We start from the raw sequence: 18,557 nt of genomic DNA, 5'->3' as shown, positions 1-18,557 counted from the left end.
GTTCAATGACAGATGGTTATGACTGCTATCAAAATGCACTGGCTGAGAGAGTAAACGGTATTCTTAAAAACGAATACTTGTTAATGAAACCAAATAACCTAAATGAGGCAAGGGAAATGGTAAAACAATCAGTCGATTTATATAATCAACAAAGGCCACATTCGGCCTTAAAATACAAAACGCCCGATGAAATTCATCAGGCGTTTTAATCAAAAAAGTGTCAACCCATACTAGGATGGGTCACAGGTGTTTTATTGATTATTGGCCTAAAGCGATCCCTTCCCTTCTTGGATCTGCCGCCCCCTGTAATACGCCGTATCTAATACTGATAGCATGAATACCCGAATTTAAATCTCTGACCTGCACTTTGTGCCCCCTCGCTTCAAACCATGTTTTTTGTTTGGCGAGCGCTGTCCCTTTTTCAAGTGCTAAATAGTCATTTCGATGAGTGACATTAGGCAAATTTATCGCATCTTGAATAGGCAATTGCCAGTCTAGATGTGCAATCAATGCCTGGCTAACGTAATTGATAATTCTAGAACCACCAGGCGAACCTATAATTAGGCTGGGTTGTTGGTCTTTACCAAATACAATAACCGGAGACATCGAGCTACGAGGTCGTTTATTTGGCTCAACACGATTGAGTACAGGCACTCCATTTTTCTCAGGTGACAAAGCAAAATCGGTTAACTGATTATTTAATAAAAACCCTCCCACCATGACAGTTGAACCAAAGGCCATTTCAATACTAGTGGTCATTGATACTGCATTGCCGTATTGATCAACTATCGAAATATGACTCGTGCTGGGTCTTTCATAAGCATCATCCTTAGCGGCGTTAATAACATCACCTGGCAAAGCTTTTCCCATGTCTTTATCAGCAGATATAAGTGAGCGGCGACTTGTTAAATATCGCTCTGACAATAACACTTTTTCAGGTACTTCGACAAAATCTGGGTCAGCGACGTAGTGATTGCGATCAGCAAACGCTAAACGTGACGCTTGGCTGAATAGGTGCACAGCCTGTGCTTGATTAGCTTGGTATTGCGATAAATTATAAGGCTCTAATAAGGCAAGTGTTTGCAGCACAGTTACGCCACCTGAGCTTGGTGCTGGCATACCACAAATTATATTTTGTCGATAATCTTGGCACAAAGGCTGTCGGATTTTAGCTTGATACTCTTTCATATCCGCTAAGCTTAAAACGCCAGGTTCAATCGCAGCGTGTTGAACTGAATCAACAATTTGCTTGGCAATTTCACCTTGATAAAAGGCTTTCGCGCCTTGGCTTGCGATTAAAGTTAAACTTTCTGATAACTCAGTATTTTTTAAGATAGAACCGGCTTTAAGCGGCTCACCATTGGGGTAAAAATAAGCAGATGCTACAGGCATTTGTTTAAGGCCAGGGTTAAAGCCCATCGCGACCAATTTAGCTAAACGAGGAGACACTTCAAAACCATTCGCCGCTAAATGTATGCTGTCATCAAATAATTCAGACCAGGGTGTTCTCCCCCACTTTTCATGGCTCATCTCAAGTGCAGCTAATACCCCAGGAACACCAACAGAGCGACCACCGACGACGGCTTTGATCCAAGGTGCGGCTTTACCGTTTTCATCTAAAAAGAGCTCGGGTGAGGCCTTTTTTGGTGCCGTTTCTCGACCATCAATGGCGTAAAGCTGCTTGGCAGTATTGTCCCAGTATAAGAAAAATGCACCGCCACCTATACCTGAAGATTGAGGCTCGACTAAGGTCAACATAGCCTGAACCGCTATCGCGGCATCAATGGCAGTCCCGCCCTTAGCCAACACATTGTAGCCTGCTTTTGTAGCATGAGGATTGGCCGCAGCAACCATAAACTTTTTGCCGTGTGCAACTTTTTGTTCTGCAAATCCCGTTGCGGCTTCAGGCTCTCTTACCTCTTGAGTCGCAGCAAAACCTATTGATGAAATGAATAAGCTTGAGATTAAGCTCGTCGTGACAAATCGGCGTAATTGATAGAAAGGTGAAGGCATTTTAATTCTGCTCTCGATTAGGTTGGAATTGGTTTTGAAATTCGAGAAATTGGTTAAAACTCTCGATTAAAGGTTCAGCTACATCGGCTGAATCTAATACAGACAAAGCTAAGTATATCGCTTCAATTGTTGAAAAAGCGCCTTGTTTTTTTGTTTTTCGCAATTGTCGATAACGGCTCTGATAATCGATTGTCGACAAAGTATGAAAAACAATATCGATAGACCGGCTCTCTAATAAACGAATTAACTGATTTGCTTGGCGCCAAGTGCCATCTAAAATATGTAGCCCGCCCTGCGCTGTAATTTCTTCACGATCGTTTTCGCTCAGCTCATTTGCATTGGGTGCAGGGAAAAGTACATGCATAACCTCAGATAAAGCCACACTTTTAGACTCAGACAACACAGATAAAGTACTAGAAGATAAACACAATGAAGCCAGTTTAGCCGTACCTTTGGCTTGTTTGGTTTCATCTGGGTGTTGGATTATATGGATCGGTGTTTGGTTACTGACAGGTGTTACGCAGTGACAAATACATGTTTTTTGTGGCCTAGCACACACATCGCAATAAGGACGTTTCAATGTGCTTTTTTGCGCTTTATTTTGGTTAATGCTGGTCAAAAACTTACTCTTATCGCAGTATATGCGACTCTATTAACGATTAAACTCTGCTAAGTCTATGTTGCACACTTTTCCATGGCAAGCCCGTCACAGTCTGCCTGTCCTATTATTATTACTCGTCATCGGTGCGCTTGCTCTTTTTCCTATGATGTGGCAATTCCAACTCGATTTTGTTGCTAATTTAATTTACCAAGGAGAGTGGTGGCGGCTGGTCTCAGGTCACTTGATTCACTCCAATCTCAATCACTTAGCACTTAATAGCGCAGGTATTATCGCGCTTTGGGCCCTGCACGGTCATTACTACAATGGCCCAAGGCTCATAACCGCTTTATTTGGCTCTGCTCTTTTGATTTCTTTTGCCGTATTACTATTTGCCGATTATGACAGGTACGTTGGGTTATCTGGCTGTCTGCATGCGCTCTTTGTCATCGGTATGTTAGAAGATTTCAAACGCCAAGATAAAACCGCTTGGTTATTACTAGCAGGCTTGGTTATCAAACTAGGGTATGAATTAAGTTTTGGTGCAAGTGAAGATTTAAAAGCAATGATAGAAGTCGATGTTGCCACTAAGGCTCATCTTTATGGCGCTATTTCAGGTTTGATCGTCTTTCCATTGTGGCAAAAAATCAAATTAAAATGACTTCGTTAAGTTTGGTGCTTGTCTGGAGCAGCTAAGTTCACTTCAGGTAAAGACAAGCAGTTACTATAGATGCGATTGATGTTGGCATATGGTTTCATATCCAATGAGAAACGCAGCGCATTGTACACTTGAGGAACTAAACAAATATCGGCCATGCTAAAGTCATTAGCAAAGCAAAAGTGCCCTGCATGTTGAGCAAGCCGCTTTTCTAAATTCGCAAACCCTAAGTGCAGCCAGTGGTGATACCACTGCATTTTCCCTTCCTCTGCAACAGACAGTTTATCTTGTAAAAACTGGGTTACCCGTAAGTTATTCATTGGATGAATATCACAAGCAATATCCAAAGCAAAAGCCCGCACTTGAGCTTTTTTAAGTGGCTCGCTAGGTAATAAAGCAGGCTTTGGCACACGCTCTTCGAGGTATTCAATAATAGCTAACGATTGGTTTAACACATCGCCATTTGGCGTCACTAAACAGGGCACGAGTTGAGCTGGGTTGAGTTGAGTATATTCAGGTGATTTTTGCTGGCCTTTAATTTGCTCAATACCATCAGTTGTTAAAGGTTTAATCAAATCTACAGGTAAACTTTGGTAATCAAGCTGTTTACAATTGAGCGCGATCCTGACGCGATAACTCGCAGACGATCGCCAATAAGTATAAAGCTGATACCCGTTTACCTGTTCCGTCATTACGCTACCTGATATTGAGTTAAAGTTTGATCGATGACACCAAAAATATCAGCGCCTGATTTATCTTTCATACTTATCTTAATATTATCACCAAACTGCATAAATGCAGTTTTAGCCTCACCTTCATTGATTGTTTCCAACATACGTTTCTCAGCTATGCAACAGCTACCGAGCGAACGGTCGTAGTTAGAAATCGTGCCTGAACCTATAATGGTTCCAGCACATAAAGGCCTAGATTTAGCAGCATGGGCAACCAGTTCACCAAAATTAAACGTCATATCAACACCGGCATTAGGCTGGCCAAATAGCTCATCATTAAAATGACAAAGCATAGGTAAATGCACTTTACCTGTCTGCCAGCTTTCACCTAACTCATCAGGCGTAACTGCAACGGGTGAAAAGCTACTCGACGGTTTGCTTTGATAAAACCCAAAGCCTTTTGCTAGCTCACCAGGAATAAGATTACGCAAAGATACATCGTTAACTAACATGAGCAATTTGATATGTGAAAGTGCGTCGTCTTTATTAACCGACATAGCGACATCATCAGTGATCACGGCTACTTCCGCTTCAAAATCGACTCCCCAATCAGTGGTCGGCATTACAATGTCTTGTGTTGGAGCAAGAAACGTGTCCGATCCACCTTGGTACATCAGAGGATCAGTCCAAAAGCTTTCAGGCATTTCAGCTCCACGAGCCTTTCTGACTAACTCTACGTGGTTCACGTATGCACTGCCATCTGCCCAATGATAAGCACGTGGCAGTGGAGACAAGCAATTATCGGGTTCAAAAGCGAAAGCTTCTTTGGCGCGCCCTTCGTTTAGCGCTTTATATATGGCATCGAGAACAGGCTCTAATGCTTGCCAATTATCAATAGCATCTTGCATAGTCGCGGCAATGTGAGGAATAGCCACCGCTTTTGTTAAGTCCTTGCTAACAACAATTAACTGACCATCTCGTGTATTATTTTTTAAACTTGCTAGTTTCATACAACTACCTTACTTCACTTGCCAACTGTTGACGTATTCAGCGTCTTCAACTTGGCTAAGCGTATCTGAAAAATGAAGTGCATCTCGGGTATCGATCATCACCGCCACTTCATCTGTATGTTTTTTCTTATATTCTAAACCGGCTTTAAAAGCTTTTGGGTGTGGCCCATGACTAAAACCAGCAGGGTGAAAACTCAACATGCCAGCTTCGATATTGTCACGAGAGAAAAAATCACCTGCGTGATAAAACAGTACCTCATCATAATCATCATTACTGTGATAGAACGGTACCTTTAATGCACCACTATCGCTTTCAATCGGTCTAGGTACAAAAGTACAAACCACAAACCTTGGCGCAACAAAGGTTGTATGCGCCGATGGTGGTAAATGATACCTATGACTCATCAGCGGCCTAATGTCACGCCAATTAATTTTGACGACCGATAAATCACCATGCCAACCTTGAGCATCAAGGGGGTTGAAAGGGTAAGTGATCGTCGATACTTGTTCGTGACGCTTTACCTTAACTTGCCAATGGTTCTCATCTTGTTGTTCTAAAAATGCCTGATCGATTGCCGGCCTTTGCAGCATTGCAGGGTCAAAAATAGCATGTTTACCCACTAACCCTTTTTCAGGTAGCTGATAAGCGCCATTAGTCGCTTCAATCATCAACATGGTTATCGGTTTGATCACCTCAATTCGCCACATCGTCGAACGAGGTAGCAATACATAATCACCCTCGTTAATCTCTAAACGCCCATAGTCACAAAATAAAACGCCATTGCCCTGATGGATAAAGAGTAAATCGTCACCATCCGCATTACGCACCAGTTGTTTCATCGACGTTAAACATTGCCAAATGCGAAACTTACAATGAGGGTTGCTAAGTAAATGTTTGGCCACCCAAGGAGATTCGTGATCAGCATCAAGCTCAACTAAGTTAAATAATCTAGGTTTTAACGGCCCTTGCCAATCAACCCACCCCGTTGGTGCGTGCTTATGATGTATGTGCGTGGCTGGGCCAAAAAAGCCTTCTCGCCCTACTTCTCTTTCATAAATAGCCGCATTGGGTAAATCTGCATGGGCTTGATTTGAAACCAAGCCCTCTTTGTGTGGTGTCGTGATCCAGTGTTTCATCTCTAGCCTCCACTTATTAATCTAGTCTAGTCGACTTGTTTTAAGCAGAGATCACACCACGGCGAATTTGATCTTCTTCTATTGATTCAAATAATGCTTGGAAGTTACCTTCACCAAAACCTTCATTGCCTTTGCGCTGAATAATCTCAAAGAACACAGGGCCAATAACCGTATCAGTGAAAATTTGTAATAAGATACCGTCTTTTGTTGGAGCGCCATCGATTAAAATTTTGTTCTTGTGTAAACGGCTTAAGTCTTCACCATGGCCACTAACACGGGCATCTACCTTCTCAAAATAGGTATCAGGTGTGTCCATAAAGGTCATGCCCGTTGCACGTAAGTCTTCAACCGTTTTGTAAATATCATCAGTAGACAGTGCAATGTGCTGAATCCCTTCACCATTATAGTGCTTTAAGAACTCTTCAATTTGCGATTTATCATCAGACGATTCATTAATTGGAATGCGAATTTTACCACAAGGAGACGTCATTGCTCGGCTCGCTAAACCGGTTAGCTTACCTTCGATATCAAAGTAACGAATTTCTCTGAAGTTACCAATGCGCTCATAGAATTCAGACCATACGTTCATATTGCCGCGAAATACGTTATGCGTTAAATGATCTAGCGTGTGTAGACCTTTATCTTTAGCCGTAAGCCTTTCTTGCCAATTGGGATAGAAGTTAAAGTCAACATCATAAATAGTGCTGTCACCATAACGATCAACAAAATATAGTGTACTTTTTCCGATACCGTAGATAGCAGGGATATAGAGCTCCATCGCACCTAAATTACCGTGGAATGGCTTAGCGCCTTTGCTTAATGCATATTCATAAGCGTGTTTGGCATCTTTTACACGAAAAGCCATACCACAAACACTTGGGCCGTGAACCGCCGCAAAAGCTTGTGCTTGAGAATCGGGTTCAGAGTTAACGATAAAGTTGATATCGCCTTGGCGATATAACCAAACTTCTTTTGATTTGTGTTTAGCGATCTCTGCGAAACCTAAACTAGAAAATAAGTTTTTTAGCGCATTGATACCTTCAGCATCAACAGCTGTATATTCAACAAATTCAAAACCATCCGTCCCCATTGGATTTATTGTATGTAATTGTTTTTGTGAACCCATAGTGCATACCTTCATAACTGTTTCTTATTGTTTTAAATGTTTAGATTGAACCTTGCGGCTTTCTTTTAAGTTATGAAGCTCTGACTAAAAAATAAACCCATCAGCTATTTTAAGCCTTTGTTACAAGGCCTACAAAAAGCGTAATGAAAAGCTTACAGCTAAAGTTAAAGTACAAAAAAAGGGCGATAAACCATAGTTTATCGCCCTTTTCTCTCTACAACCGCGTAAACTCAGAACAACAAATTCCAATTCACGCTTACATAATCTGTATTTTACAAGACTTTTACCGTCTTCTTATTGATGCCGTATTCACGTAATTTGTTAGCAATTGCGGTATGGCTCAGCCCCAATTTTTTCGCTAACTGACGAGTACTTGGGTAAGACGGGTATAAACGACGTAGTAAATTACTTTCAAATCGCTTAACAGAATCTTCTAACGTCCCTTGTATCTCTGTTTCGGCGTAACCAAAATCACTCGCATAAGCAGGTAATTGGAAGTTCTCGCGAGTTAGCTCATTACCATCCAACAATGAAACGGCGCGGTAAATAGTATTTTCTAACTGGCGAACGTTACCCGGCCATGGGTATTGATTGAGGTAATCTTGGCAAGCCTTGCTAATACTCGGTGGAATTCGACCTAATTGCTTGCAAACACGTTTAATAAAGAACTCTGATAAAGGTAAAACATCCGCTTTGCGATCGCGTAATGAAGGCATAGCTAACGTCAACACATTCAATCGGTAGAATAAGTCTTCTCTAAACTTGTGCTCTTGCACCAACATAGATAAATCTTTTTGTGTTGAGCAAATAATATGAACGTTTACTTTAACTTCATTTTCACTGCCCACTCGTCTGAATGAACCATCTTGTAAGAAGCGCAGTAACTTAGACTGAAGCTGATCAGACATCTCGCCTACTTCATCTAAGAATAAAGTACCGCCATCAGCCTGATCGAGTAAACCTTTCTTCTCTTCAGGTTGATCTTTATAAGCACCGGCACCATACCCGAATAGCTCACTTTCGGCTACATTGTCTGGTAATGATGCACAGTTAAGTACTAAAAACGGCTTTTCTTTTCTGTGGCTAGCATTGTGACAAGCGCGAGCAAGTAGCTCTTTACCTGAGCCTGTTTCACCCATAATTAACATTGGCGCATCAACACCAGCCATTTTCTTCGCTTCGCGAACAGCTTTGCGCATGGCATTACTTTGTGTCACAAACCCGCTAAAGCTATCGTTGTCGATGCGTCTAAACGCAGTCATTTGCTCACCAAAGCGCGACTCTGATTTAAGCATAACAACGGCACCTGCGAGTACATTTTTAGAATCATCGCCAGGTACAAAGATAGGGAACATATCGGCAAGGAAGTCTTGCTCTAATAACTGTACTTTTTGTGTCACAGCTTCAATATTTTTTGCTTCTAACCAGCGCGCAAAATTGAAACCTTTTAACCAGTGGCTAATATTGAACTCGGTGATATCTTGCTCGCCAACAATACATTGCTGCATGGCTGCATCGTTTGCCGTTAAAATTCTACCGCGAACATCAACAGAGAACACAGGATCAGGTACCGACTTCAAAATAGTCTGGAATTCATAACGTTCACGTTCACTTGGCATAAAGTTAGTTGTCTTAACATCGATAATATTATCGATGCGACGTAACTCAGGCATCAAGTGTTGAAACTGACTAAATTCAATTTCAGGAAAGTTTAACCAGATATAACCATCTCCAATCTCAACACCACTGATACTGATCTCGTGGCGAACCAAGATATCTAAAATATCTTGTACTATCCCTAAACGATCTTTAGCACGAATCTCTAAACGCATTACTGACCTCAATGAGAAACAAATCTTTGCGAAACGCAAGTTTACGATGGGGTAAATACTAGAGGTGTAAAAGCTGAGTTACAACATTGTAAGCACATACAAACAAGTTACAAAAAAAAGACAAGCGTAAACATTTTAGTACAAATAAAAACCCTTACTATAAAAGGGCTGTAGAGAAGTCGTAAAGATTAAGAAACACTAATTTTTAGTGTTTTTAATAAGTGAGCAGAAATGTAGCATAAATATGCAAGTGTAAAGGCATTAAAACACTAACTGAGCTTTTGTAAGATTAGTGTAATAGTTGAAAAATAGTGTACAGAAATAAAAAAGGCCAGCAAATGCTGGCCTTTTAAATCATTGGGGATATTCAATCTTAGAATGCGAATTTAGCACCAAAAGTGAATACTCGACCATCTACTGGGTATAGGTCCATTGAAGTACTTGAAGTACTTGAAGTCCAACCAGCTTCAGTATCAATTGACGGATCTTCATCAGTTAAGTTACGCACACCTGCAGAAATGTCTAAGCCTTCAACTAAACCTGAGTAAATGAAGTTAACTGAGTGTTGATCCCAAGACTTGAACTTACCGCCTGAAGTCGCATCAGTTTCATCAATCCACTGGTACTGGTAGCTAACACGAAGTGCATCAAACTCGTAGTTTAAGTTGAAATTAGCACGGTTCTCTGGATAACCTTCTGTACCTGGACGATCAAACGTTTTACCAAGTAATACGTCATCGTATGTCGCTACGTGTGACCAAGATAATTCAGGGCTGAAATTACCGTATTCAGTTTCATGTGTGTATTGAACTTTTAAGTCTGCACCCGCTAAGTCACGAGATGCTAAATTAGCAACGGGATTGAGGATACCACAGTTAGGGTACTTAAGAGCAAAACACTGAGCGATTGCACCTGGTACGCCATTTTGTGTTGGAGCACGGTTAACGACGACACCGTCAGGTAAAGCACCGTCTTGCTCTAATACGAATACGTCAGAGAATTCTAATTGGTCAACAACGTTCTCTAATTCAACTTCGTAGTAATCTAATGTTACTAAGAAGTTTTCAACTGGCTCTAAAATTAAACCTAAGTTGTATGAAGTTGAAGTTTCAGCTTGTAATTCAGGGTTACCAGCATCAAACGTTACAACCTGCGCATTCGGACAATCTTTGTCCGCGATACCCTGAGCACCACAACGCGTTGTATCAACTACACCTTCGAAAGATTCTTGAGGCAAAGCGTACAAGTTAGTTAAGTTAGGTGCTTTAAAACCTTCACCGTATGAAGCACGGATTTTTAACCAATCAGTAGCTGCATAAGATACAGATAATGATGGTGAAACTTCAGAATCAAAGTCACTGTAATCATCGTAACGAACTGCGAAGTTGACTTCTAAGTTTTCTAACACTGGGATTAATGACTCGAAGTAAACAGCTGTACGGTCACGGTCGCCAGATGCTGAGTTACCAGCTGAACCGAGAACGTTCTGCGCTTCACGGTATGAATCATAAATATCTTGGTATTGTTCTTCAGCGTATTCTGCACCAGCAGCCCACTGAATTTCATCACCACCTAAACCAAAATCGAAACCTGTACCACCGTTCATTGTGAACTGAAGTGCAGTTGTATCGTTTTCTAAGTCACGGTGTAATGTCGCTTTAGTGCTAGCAATAGCCGCTAAATGATCTGGGTCTTGTGATAATGGGTCGATGTAGTTATATGAACCATCTTTAACCGCAGCTTCAACATTTGATTGAAGAACGTAGTTTTGACCTAATTCAGAAGCAGTGTACTTATACTTACGTAAGCTGAAATCGTATTCGATTTCTGAGCCTTCGAACATACCTGAAATACCTACTACAGTATCGATTTCAGTTGCATCAGAGAACGTATCACGAGGGCCATGACCTACGAAACGGTGATAAAGTAAGAATGCATCGCCAACTGGATTGATTGGCGCATCAGCTGCTACAGCGAAACCACCGATAGCAGGAGCGAAACGACCAAACGTTTCAACTTTTGATAAACGGTTTTCGAAGTAAATTTCGTGGTTTTCACCAATCTTACGACGTGCATCTAAGAAAGTTGAATAACGGTCTACGTCCATTGTCATTACAGAGATGTCACTGTAGATGTAACCACAACCTTCGCCAGGAACATTAAATGGGTTTAACATTTTAAGGTAGAAGCTCTCGTCACACTCACCAATTTGGTAGGCTTCAGTAAAGGCGAAGTTGAAACCTGAGTTACCACCACCGTTAGCACCTGTTACGTCAACTCCATCAGTCGGGATTGGTGCATCACTCAAGAACTGAAGACCAGAGTAGTCACGATCGCTATCAGAGATTCTGTCTTTTTTGTTGTATTCGAAAGAGAATAAAACGCTTGACTTTTCACTAGATGTACCAGTTACTACAGAGAAAGACTCTCGCTCACCACCATCGCGGTCCGGTGCTTCCATTTTGAAGTCTAGTACTGTTTGGTCGAAATCTTTCTTCATAATGATGTTGATAACACCACCGATTGCATCTGCACCGTAAACAGCAGAAGCACTATCAGTTAAGATTTGGATGCTTTCAACAGCTGACATAGGGATAGTGTTGATATCTACAGCTGAAGTACCAGTAAATGCGTTACCAGGAACACGACGACCGTTAATTAAAACAGCTGTGTACTCTGAACCTAAACCACGTAAGTTTACTAACGCTGCACCACCATAGCTTGAGCCAGATGACGCACGGTATGAACCGAAAGTATTGAATGATGTGTTACGTAAAACGTCAGCTACGTTGTCGAAACCTAATGCTTCGATATCGCCTGCTGAGATTACAGTTACAGGTGTTGAACCTTCAAAATCAGAACGCTTGATACGAGAACCTGTTACAGAGATACGTTCTACTGAATCTACTTCTTTTTCTGCTGCAAAAGCTTGAGGAGCTGCTGCAATAGCAGTTGAGCTCGCACCTAAAACTAACGCTAAGCGTACAGCTTTAGAAATTTTGTTTTGGAATTGCATCTTGTTTCTCCCGGAAACCGTTAGCTATCTATTCTTCAAAGCGAATATATTTAGAATTTTTTTACTGTCGCAGAGTGAACTTTCGTAAATTCATCTTGTATTCTGCGATAGAGTCGCATGAATCATAGACGCAATATTTCTTAACGGTCAATAAAGGGCTACAAATGAAACATTTCCATTATTTTGGCTATTTTTTGGATAAATATTAACTATTCGAAAACAAAAATTGGATTATTTATGTTCGACTTACATACGTATGCACCAATGCTGTGCAAAATAAAAAACACTTATTTTTCAATAAGCTACAAATAAAGACAAAAATTAAACAAGGATAAAGGAAGAGAAAAATTTATTTTTCTTTGAGGGAAAAAAACCAACAATCACGTAAAGTTTTACGTACAGTCTTACACTATAAACATATCGATTTATTTGCATTTCCTAACATTAATTTACAATAACTCAATGCTAGTGCGTTAAAAACGGTTAAATTTGAAACTCATTCTTACAGATTTTCATTTATAACCAATCAAAATCAGTTAAAACATCTCAAATTCGCGTTTAAAGCCAAATTAAACCACTTATTAATGACAGTTTTATGGTTTTAACCGCCTTACCACTTAACTTATCTTAACCAGATTTGGGTTTGAAAAGATAAAATGTGATAAGCATATTGGGATAAAAAAGCCCCACATTTGTGAGGCTTCTATATCTTTATATTAAGTCGGTATTAATGACTTAGAAGCGAATTTTAGTTCCGATAAATGCTGTACGACCGATTAAGTCATAAATAGCATCGTCTTCAAAACCTGGAGGACGCTTATCAGTTAAGTTACGGATACCCGCATTAAATGAAACGTTGTCATTTAAGAAGTAACCCATAGTGATATCGTGTGTCACAATTGAACCCACATAAGCTGGGCTGAAATCTTCCGGTGTGTCACCTGTTGGTGATACATCAAATGTAGCACTTCTGTCGATATAACGAGTAGACCAACCAACTGTTAAATCATCTAACGTGTAATCAACGGAGAAACGAGCTTGGATTTCTGGGTCACCTACTTCGCCTTCTTCAACATTAATTTCATCAGGACGATCTTGGAATTCAAAACGCTCTAATTCTAATAAGTTGTTAACAAATAGGCTTGTTACTACTGAACCTGGTAAATCAAATGAAGCTAAATCAGTTGCGTAACGAATTTCAGTTTCAACGCCTTTTGTATTTAAAGCTGAAGCATTTAAGTAACCCGTGCGTACAAATGTAATATCAAAAGTATCTGCGTCGCGATCTACTTGTGAGCAATAACCTGCATCTGGACCACCTGAAGCATCAACACAGTTATTTGCGATATCACCCGCATCAACCTGTACGATTGCATCTTCAATTTCGATATCGTAGTAATCAACCGTTACTGAGAAACCTTCAACAAAGCTTGGTGTCCAAACAATACCAAATGTTTTTGAAGTTGACTCTTCTGAAACTAAGTCTGGGTTACCACCTACAGAGATATCTTTAGAAACGTTGTCTTCAGCAACGAAACCTGCTGGCATACCTAAAGCAGTACAGTTAGCTAAACGATCCGGATCATCACCTAAGTTATCTGCATCACATGGATCCGCTACACGAGCAAAACTTGGTGTTACAGGGCTGAAAGCTTCGACAATATTTGGTGCACGTACAGCTTCACCTACTGTACCGCGAATACGAACATCTTCGATTGGCGCGTACATGAAACCAAATTTCCAAGCATCTGCTTTACCGGCATGTGAGTAATCAGCACTGCGGAATGCAGCATCTAAAGTTAGTTCATGTGCAAAAGGCATATCAGCTAATACAGGCGCACTTACTTCAAAGAAGTACTCAGTTACATCATATTCACCGATGTAATCCTGTGTTGCAGCACTTGTTAAGAAACCGCGTTTAGTGAATTCATCTGTTTTAGTTTCTGAAGACTCTTCACGGTATTCAAAACCAGCAGCAAAACCAATTGCACCACCTGGTAGTGTTAAGAACTCTGATGAATCAAAGTTGATTGAACCACCAACAAATTCTTGAATAATCTGATCAGAGCGAGTGATATCAGCAGATACGAAAGCAGCGGCTTCTTCGCTCATGTTACCTAAACCAAATGGATTGTAAGGCGCACATTCACTACCGTTTACTGCAGCTGGATCTTCATAGTCTTCGCCTTGAGCGCTTTCTACTTGACTACGACATGCAGCTTTACCTGTTTCTGGATCAATGACTGAATCAACAGCAGCAGTGAAGTTATCAGGAATTAAGTCGTTTAATGTGTTACGCGTGCTGTCTGTTTGACCATATACATAGTATACATCGTAGTCTAAATCAGTTTCACTTAGCTTGAAGGTACCTTCAAGGCCTGCAACAACACGGAAAGTATCACGTTTGTTATCAGCGCTTCGGTTACCTAGTTCATCAAAGAACTTAGCGAATGCAATTGACTCTGTGCCGTTTGATAATAACGTTTGACGTAAATCTTCATCTAAATACGCATTATCGTTAACGTTAATTGATACGTTACCAAAACGGAAAGAAGGCTGATATTGCTGCTGAATCTCAGACGTTACGTATTTAAAGTCACTGTAAAAATTAACGTTATCGTTAAACGAATAGTTAAAAGATGACGCTAATGTAATCGTCTCTTTTGATGGAAGGTAGTTTTCGTAATCTTCAGTGTTGAAACAGGTATCACAACCATCAGGGAAGCTACCAAACGCAAATGAGTTTGTTAAATCACGTTCAGTTTGAATCATTGGGTTGCCGTTGCGATCAAATGTCCAACGCTCATTACCACCGCCGCCAAATGGGTTTAAAACACCATTGCGCGAAATCATTTCTGAGTAAACTTTTGGTACGCGAAGTTTATCGGCAATACCATCGTCTTCAGTTTCGTTTAGCGGGTTATTTACTGTACCCCAAGCATCAAATTGCTTGATATCTTCACGCATTGTTTCACGTGTACGGTCATAGCCAGCGTAGAATGTAACATTACCGTCACCGTCAGCGATATCGCCACCAGCAGTGAAGTTAAATGAGTGGCTACCAGAACCTACACCATTTGCAGCCTCTGAGATTTTGGCATTGGCTTCAAAACCTTCAAAATCTTTTTTCAAGATGACGTTAACAACACCAGATACCGCATCTGAACCATAAATAGCAGAAGCACCACCTGTGATTACTTCAATGCGCTCAATTAATGCAGCAGGTATAGTTGATAAATCAACACGCGCTGTACCTTCACGACCAGCTACGTGACGCTTACCATCTACAAGTACAAGTGTACGGTTAGAACCTAAGTTACGTAAGTCAACTGAACTGGTACCGGCATCTTCATTTGAATCGTTATTACCGATTAATGTATCAGTTGATGCGATAGCTGGTAATTCAGCTAAGATACTACCTAAATCAGTTGAGCTGAATTTAGCTAGGTCTTTAGCAGTGATAGAAATTACTGGCGTTGGGTTAGAGAACTCGGCACGTTTAATACGTGAACCTGTGATGGCGATGCGTTCAACATCTGCTGACTCTTCCTCTGCAGCGAATACCTGTGGTGCTGCGATAGCAGTTGAACCTGCACCTAGCATTAACGCTAAGCGAACGGCTTTAGCGATTTTATTTTGGAATTGCATTTCTGTTGCTCCTAGAAAACTTCTTAACTTCGATGTTTCTTAGCTGTTAGAATTTTTATTATTTTCGAGTGAAGAGATTTAAATCCCCTCACCGTTGTGAGTCTTTTCTCACAAAGCTACGGAGCTGATACTAGACTTGTCGTTTTTTATTAATCAAATGTGACAGACATATTTACTATTTGTAATATCCTGCCGCACTTTGAACAAAAAACAATCAAAAGAAACATTGTAACCATTGGGGAAACAATGCGATCTATAGGTAGATAAAACGCAACAATAGAGGGTGAAAATTCTTAATAATCAGTAATTTAAAAACACTGAGACGAAATAACAAAAAATACAGACGAGTAACAATAAAATGTTACTGACTCAAAATGGTAGAACAGAAATACGTAAAGCATGTTTTACAAAAATTAACATTACTTAGCACTAAATCGTTCATTTTTTGACATATTATGTCAAAATTATGTAAGAATCATGTGAGAATTAAGGAACGGATGAAATATCCGTGAACTATTATTGACCGATTATGTTAGATCACAACCTTGATAAGATAAAAAGCAAGTTAACTGCGTTAAACAACCAAAATAGACTTTTAACGCAATTACAAAACCACACTAGCTTCGTTACTCAATCCGAAGACTTAGATGATTATTTTGCCGAAACACAGCGAATAGCTGAACAATTGGTACCACCGAATAAACTAAGTATTGAACAAAAAGAGCATTTACAAGAAAAGCTAACGGCACAATTGAGCGTATTTATTAAATTGGCAGAGAATGTGCCATCTACTTATGAGCACAATCAAACCGAATACAAAGCCACATTAAATAAACAACACCAACAACTGGCTAAATACCGTCAGTACTTGCAACAATTTGACGATAAAATAAGAACATTAGCCGATGCAGGCTATCAAGATTCCATACAAATGCAGAACCTTCAAAAAAGAAGACAAAACTGCCTTCAAGCCATTAATAACCTAGAAGATACCATTACTCGCCGGGAAAAATTTGGTTTCCGTTCTGTTACACCGTTTGATCAATAACGCGCTTTAACTTTAAATGGTGCCGATCAATTCAGAGGCACCTAATGTTCAAATATCGATTCCACAAAAGCGTTCTATTGTTAGCTCTTATATTCGGCTTCTCACCTGCCTATGCAGACTTTGATACCCACGGACAAGCGCAAATCACCTACCCTAGTGGCGTAAATAAAGCGGTAGACTTTAGCTTTGCTTTTAAACCTCTCGATGGTCAGCAATACTTTTTTGCTGGCCCATATAAAATGGCTACCCAAGATGTACCACAGCATTACGCTATGGCGATTTTATTAACGAAAGAAGAACATTTATGGGTGCAGGAATTTGGTCAAGGCTACTTTGAAGAGCTTAGTTATCAATTAGGTGACTACTTAATAGAAGCGAAAAAATCGCCTGATAGAGATGTCAGGGGGCATTACACTTTATACATTAATGGTAATGCACAGCTTTTCGATCGACGTACTATTCAGATACTGGTTGAGTTTGAGGAAGATGTTATTAGCAATGTAAGATTCCAGGAACAGTAAAAGATCTTTCTAACTGAGCGGGTGAATGTTCTAAGCAAAGACTTTCGTAATATTGCTTAATTAGTTATGATGCGGCGGTATTGTTTTCGCTAAAAAATTAGCAGATAAAAAAGGAAAGCCATGAAAGCCTTGCTAAAAGTATCTATCGTTGCCTGTTTTGTAGCCCTACTGACAGCCTGCCCTTACCGCATCAATGTTTTACAAGGTAATTTTGTCGAGCAGAACCAAGTTGATAAATTGCGAATTGAAATGACAAAAGAGCAAGTCATTTACGTATTAGGTAAGCCTATAATCGAAGATGCGTTTGATCCTAATGTTTGGCATTACGTTTACGATGTGCAATATGGCGATGGTCGTACTAAAAGAACAGAACTGGTTTTAACCTTTGAACAAGACAAATTAACAACAATGTCTGGTGACTTTGAAGAACCAGAAAACTTCGACCAGCCGTTAATTCAGTAACAGCTTTGACCCATCCTAGTATGGGTTGACACTTTTTTGATTAAAACGCCTGATGAATTTCATCGGGCGTTTTGTATTTTAAGGCCGAATGTGGCCTTTGTTGATTATATAAATCGATTGATTGTATTACCATTTCCCTTGCCTCATTTAGGTTATTTGGCTTCATTAACAAGTATTCGTTTTTAAGAATCCCGTTTACTCTTTCAGCCAGCGCATTTTGATAACAGTCATAACCATCTGTCATTGAGCAGGTAATACCATGGTTCTGATGGACTTGCTGATAGTCATTTGAACAATATTGAATGCCTCTATCGGAATGGTGAATCAGTGCTAAGTTGCTTTTTCTGCACAGGAGCGCTTTATTAAACGCCCTTTTAACGTCCTCTGTTTTCAAATTATCGGCTAAATAGTAACCCACTATTTTTCTTGAATAAGCATCAGTCACCAAACTGAGATACGTTTCACCTTCATGAGTGGGCAGATAAGTAATGTCTGCAACCCATAATTGCTCGGGGCGTGTTAAGTTAATTCCATCCTTAATCAGATTCGGATGTTTATAAAAGCGATGTAAGCTCTGCGTGGTTCGATGATAAGCGCGTTTTGTTGGTACCAACAATCGGTTGACCTTCAATACAGCAAATAGGTGGTCTCGCCCTATATGCAATGCAGATTGCTTCATCAAATACAGTAACTTTCTTGCCCCCATACGAGGGTGTTTCATACGTTGTTTTCTAACGAAGGATAAAACCTGTTGTTCGTGACAGGTTTTGACATAAAGCGCTTTACACCGTTTGTAATAGGCTTGCCGAGTGATACC

The 18,557-nt window shown here is 40.2% G+C and carries 15 protein-coding genes; 5 read left to right on the top strand and 10 right to left on the bottom strand.

From position 1 onward, the window contains the following. Positions 1 to 209 (top strand): integrase core domain-containing protein (locus HR060_RS18365; RefSeq protein ID WP_174198709.1); only part of this gene is annotated, 209 nt, incomplete at its 5' end. A gap of 49 nt (positions 210 to 258) precedes the next feature. Here HR060_RS18365 and ggt read toward each other — a convergent pair. Both ggt and HR060_RS18355 read right to left on the bottom strand, forming a co-directional pair. Then, complete coding sequence (gene ggt / locus HR060_RS18360; RefSeq protein WP_174201739.1) at positions 259 to 2,013, bottom strand: gamma-glutamyltransferase; 1,755 nt, start codon at positions 2,011 to 2,013, stop codon at positions 259 to 261. A 1-nt stretch (position 2,014) separates the two neighbouring features. Next, a complete protein-coding gene (locus HR060_RS18355; protein ID WP_174201738.1) occupies positions 2,015 to 2,632 on the bottom strand; it encodes a DTW domain-containing protein in 618 nt (205 codons plus the stop codon). Between the two features lie 58 nt (positions 2,633 to 2,690). Between HR060_RS18355 and rrtA the strand changes: the two genes are divergently transcribed. Beyond that, a complete protein-coding gene (gene rrtA, locus HR060_RS18350; protein WP_174201737.1) occupies positions 2,691 to 3,272 on the top strand; it encodes a rhombosortase in 582 nt (193 codons plus the stop codon). A gap of 5 nt (positions 3,273 to 3,277) precedes the next feature. Here the strand turns inward: rrtA and maiA are convergent, their stop codons facing one another. The 7 genes from maiA to HR060_RS18315 form a co-directional block, all read right to left on the bottom strand. Next, on the bottom strand, positions 3,278 to 3,961 hold the full coding sequence (gene maiA / locus HR060_RS18345) for a maleylacetoacetate isomerase (RefSeq protein WP_174201736.1): 684 nt from the start codon (positions 3,959 to 3,961) through the stop codon (positions 3,278 to 3,280). Beyond that, on the bottom strand, positions 3,961 to 4,950 hold the full coding sequence (locus HR060_RS18340) for a fumarylacetoacetate hydrolase family protein (protein WP_174201735.1): 990 nt from the start codon (positions 4,948 to 4,950) through the stop codon (positions 3,961 to 3,963). The genes maiA and HR060_RS18340 overlap by 1 nt, the downstream gene beginning before the upstream one ends. Before the next feature lie 9 nt (positions 4,951 to 4,959). Then, entirely contained in the window at positions 4,960 to 6,087 is a 1,128-nt protein-coding gene (locus tag HR060_RS18335; protein ID WP_174201734.1) for a homogentisate 1,2-dioxygenase, read from the bottom strand. A gap of 40 nt (positions 6,088 to 6,127) precedes the next feature. Beyond that, positions 6,128 to 7,213: a 4-hydroxyphenylpyruvate dioxygenase gene (gene hppD / locus HR060_RS18330; RefSeq protein WP_174201733.1), complete on the bottom strand. Its 1,086-nt coding sequence runs from the start codon at positions 7,211 to 7,213 to the stop codon at positions 6,128 to 6,130. A gap of 272 nt (positions 7,214 to 7,485) precedes the next feature. Beyond that, the gene (gene tyrR / locus HR060_RS18325; RefSeq protein ID WP_174201732.1) at positions 7,486 to 9,045 is read right to left on the bottom strand and encodes a transcriptional regulator TyrR; all 1,560 of its coding nucleotides are present in this window, start codon (positions 9,043 to 9,045) and stop codon (positions 7,486 to 7,488) included. A 373-nt stretch (positions 9,046 to 9,418) separates the two neighbouring features. Beyond that, positions 9,419 to 12,061 carry a TonB-dependent receptor plug domain-containing protein gene (locus HR060_RS18320; RefSeq protein ID WP_174201731.1) on the bottom strand — a complete coding sequence of 881 codons (2,643 nt, stop codon included), beginning with the start codon at positions 12,059 to 12,061 and terminating at the stop codon, positions 9,419 to 9,421. 735 nt (positions 12,062 to 12,796) lie between these two features. Further along, positions 12,797 to 15,709: a TonB-dependent receptor domain-containing protein gene (locus HR060_RS18315; protein WP_174201730.1), complete on the bottom strand. Its 2,913-nt coding sequence runs from the start codon at positions 15,707 to 15,709 to the stop codon at positions 12,797 to 12,799. 529 nt (positions 15,710 to 16,238) lie between these two features. On the opposite strand from HR060_RS18315, the gene priC reads away from it, so the two are divergent. From priC to HR060_RS18300, 3 genes are all read left to right on the top strand, one after another. Then, positions 16,239 to 16,757, top strand: coding sequence for a primosomal replication protein PriC (gene priC, locus HR060_RS18310; RefSeq protein ID WP_174201729.1), 519 nt, complete (start codon positions 16,239 to 16,241; stop codon positions 16,755 to 16,757). Between the two features lie 44 nt (positions 16,758 to 16,801). After that, on the top strand, positions 16,802 to 17,278 hold the full coding sequence (locus HR060_RS18305) for a hypothetical protein (RefSeq protein WP_174201728.1): 477 nt from the start codon (positions 16,802 to 16,804) through the stop codon (positions 17,276 to 17,278). Positions 17,279 to 17,398: 120 nt separating this feature from the next. Then, positions 17,399 to 17,740 (top strand): outer membrane protein assembly factor BamE, encoded by a 342-nt coding sequence (locus HR060_RS18300; RefSeq protein ID WP_174201727.1) that lies wholly within the window; start codon positions 17,399 to 17,401, stop codon positions 17,738 to 17,740. 40 nt (positions 17,741 to 17,780) lie between these two features. Here the strand turns inward: HR060_RS18300 and HR060_RS18295 are convergent. Continuing rightward, the coding region (locus tag HR060_RS18295; protein WP_174201726.1) for an IS3 family transposase at positions 17,781 to 18,557 on the bottom strand (777 nt) is incomplete at its 5' end.

Origin of the sequence: Marinifaba aquimaris (genome assembly GCF_013328345.1) — a bacterium.
Lineage (GTDB): Bacteria > Pseudomonadota > Gammaproteobacteria > Enterobacterales > Alteromonadaceae > Marinifaba > Marinifaba aquimaris.
This window is presented reverse-complemented; position numbering and strand designations above follow the sequence as displayed.

Bases quoted from the DNA above. Each gene is read 5' to 3' on its own strand.
- ggt (WP_174201739.1), bottom strand. From the start codon at position 2,013: ATGCCTTCACCTTTCTATCAATTACGCCGATTTGTCACGACGAGCTTA.
- rrtA (WP_174201737.1), top strand. From the start codon at position 2,691: ATGTTGCACACTTTTCCATGGCAAGCCCGTCACAGTCTGCCTGTCCTA.
- maiA (WP_174201736.1), bottom strand. From the start codon at position 3,961: ATGACGGAACAGGTAAACGGGTATCAGCTTTATACTTATTGGCGATCG.
- HR060_RS18340 (WP_174201735.1), bottom strand. From the start codon at position 4,950: ATGAAACTAGCAAGTTTAAAAAATAATACACGAGATGGTCAGTTAATT.
- HR060_RS18335 (WP_174201734.1), bottom strand. From the start codon at position 6,087: ATGAAACACTGGATCACGACACCACACAAAGAGGGCTTGGTTTCAAAT.
- hppD (WP_174201733.1), bottom strand. From the start codon at position 7,213: ATGGGTTCACAAAAACAATTACATACAATAAATCCAATGGGGACGGAT.
- tyrR (WP_174201732.1), bottom strand. From the start codon at position 9,045: ATGCGTTTAGAGATTCGTGCTAAAGATCGTTTAGGGATAGTACAAGAT.
- HR060_RS18320 (WP_174201731.1), bottom strand. From the start codon at position 12,061: ATGCAATTCCAAAACAAAATTTCTAAAGCTGTACGCTTAGCGTTAGTT.
- HR060_RS18315 (WP_174201730.1), bottom strand. From the start codon at position 15,709: ATGCAATTCCAAAATAAAATCGCTAAAGCCGTTCGCTTAGCGTTAATG.
- priC (WP_174201729.1), top strand. From the start codon at position 16,239: ATGTTAGATCACAACCTTGATAAGATAAAAAGCAAGTTAACTGCGTTA.
- HR060_RS18305 (WP_174201728.1), top strand. From the start codon at position 16,802: ATGTTCAAATATCGATTCCACAAAAGCGTTCTATTGTTAGCTCTTATA.
- HR060_RS18300 (WP_174201727.1), top strand. From the start codon at position 17,399: ATGAAAGCCTTGCTAAAAGTATCTATCGTTGCCTGTTTTGTAGCCCTA.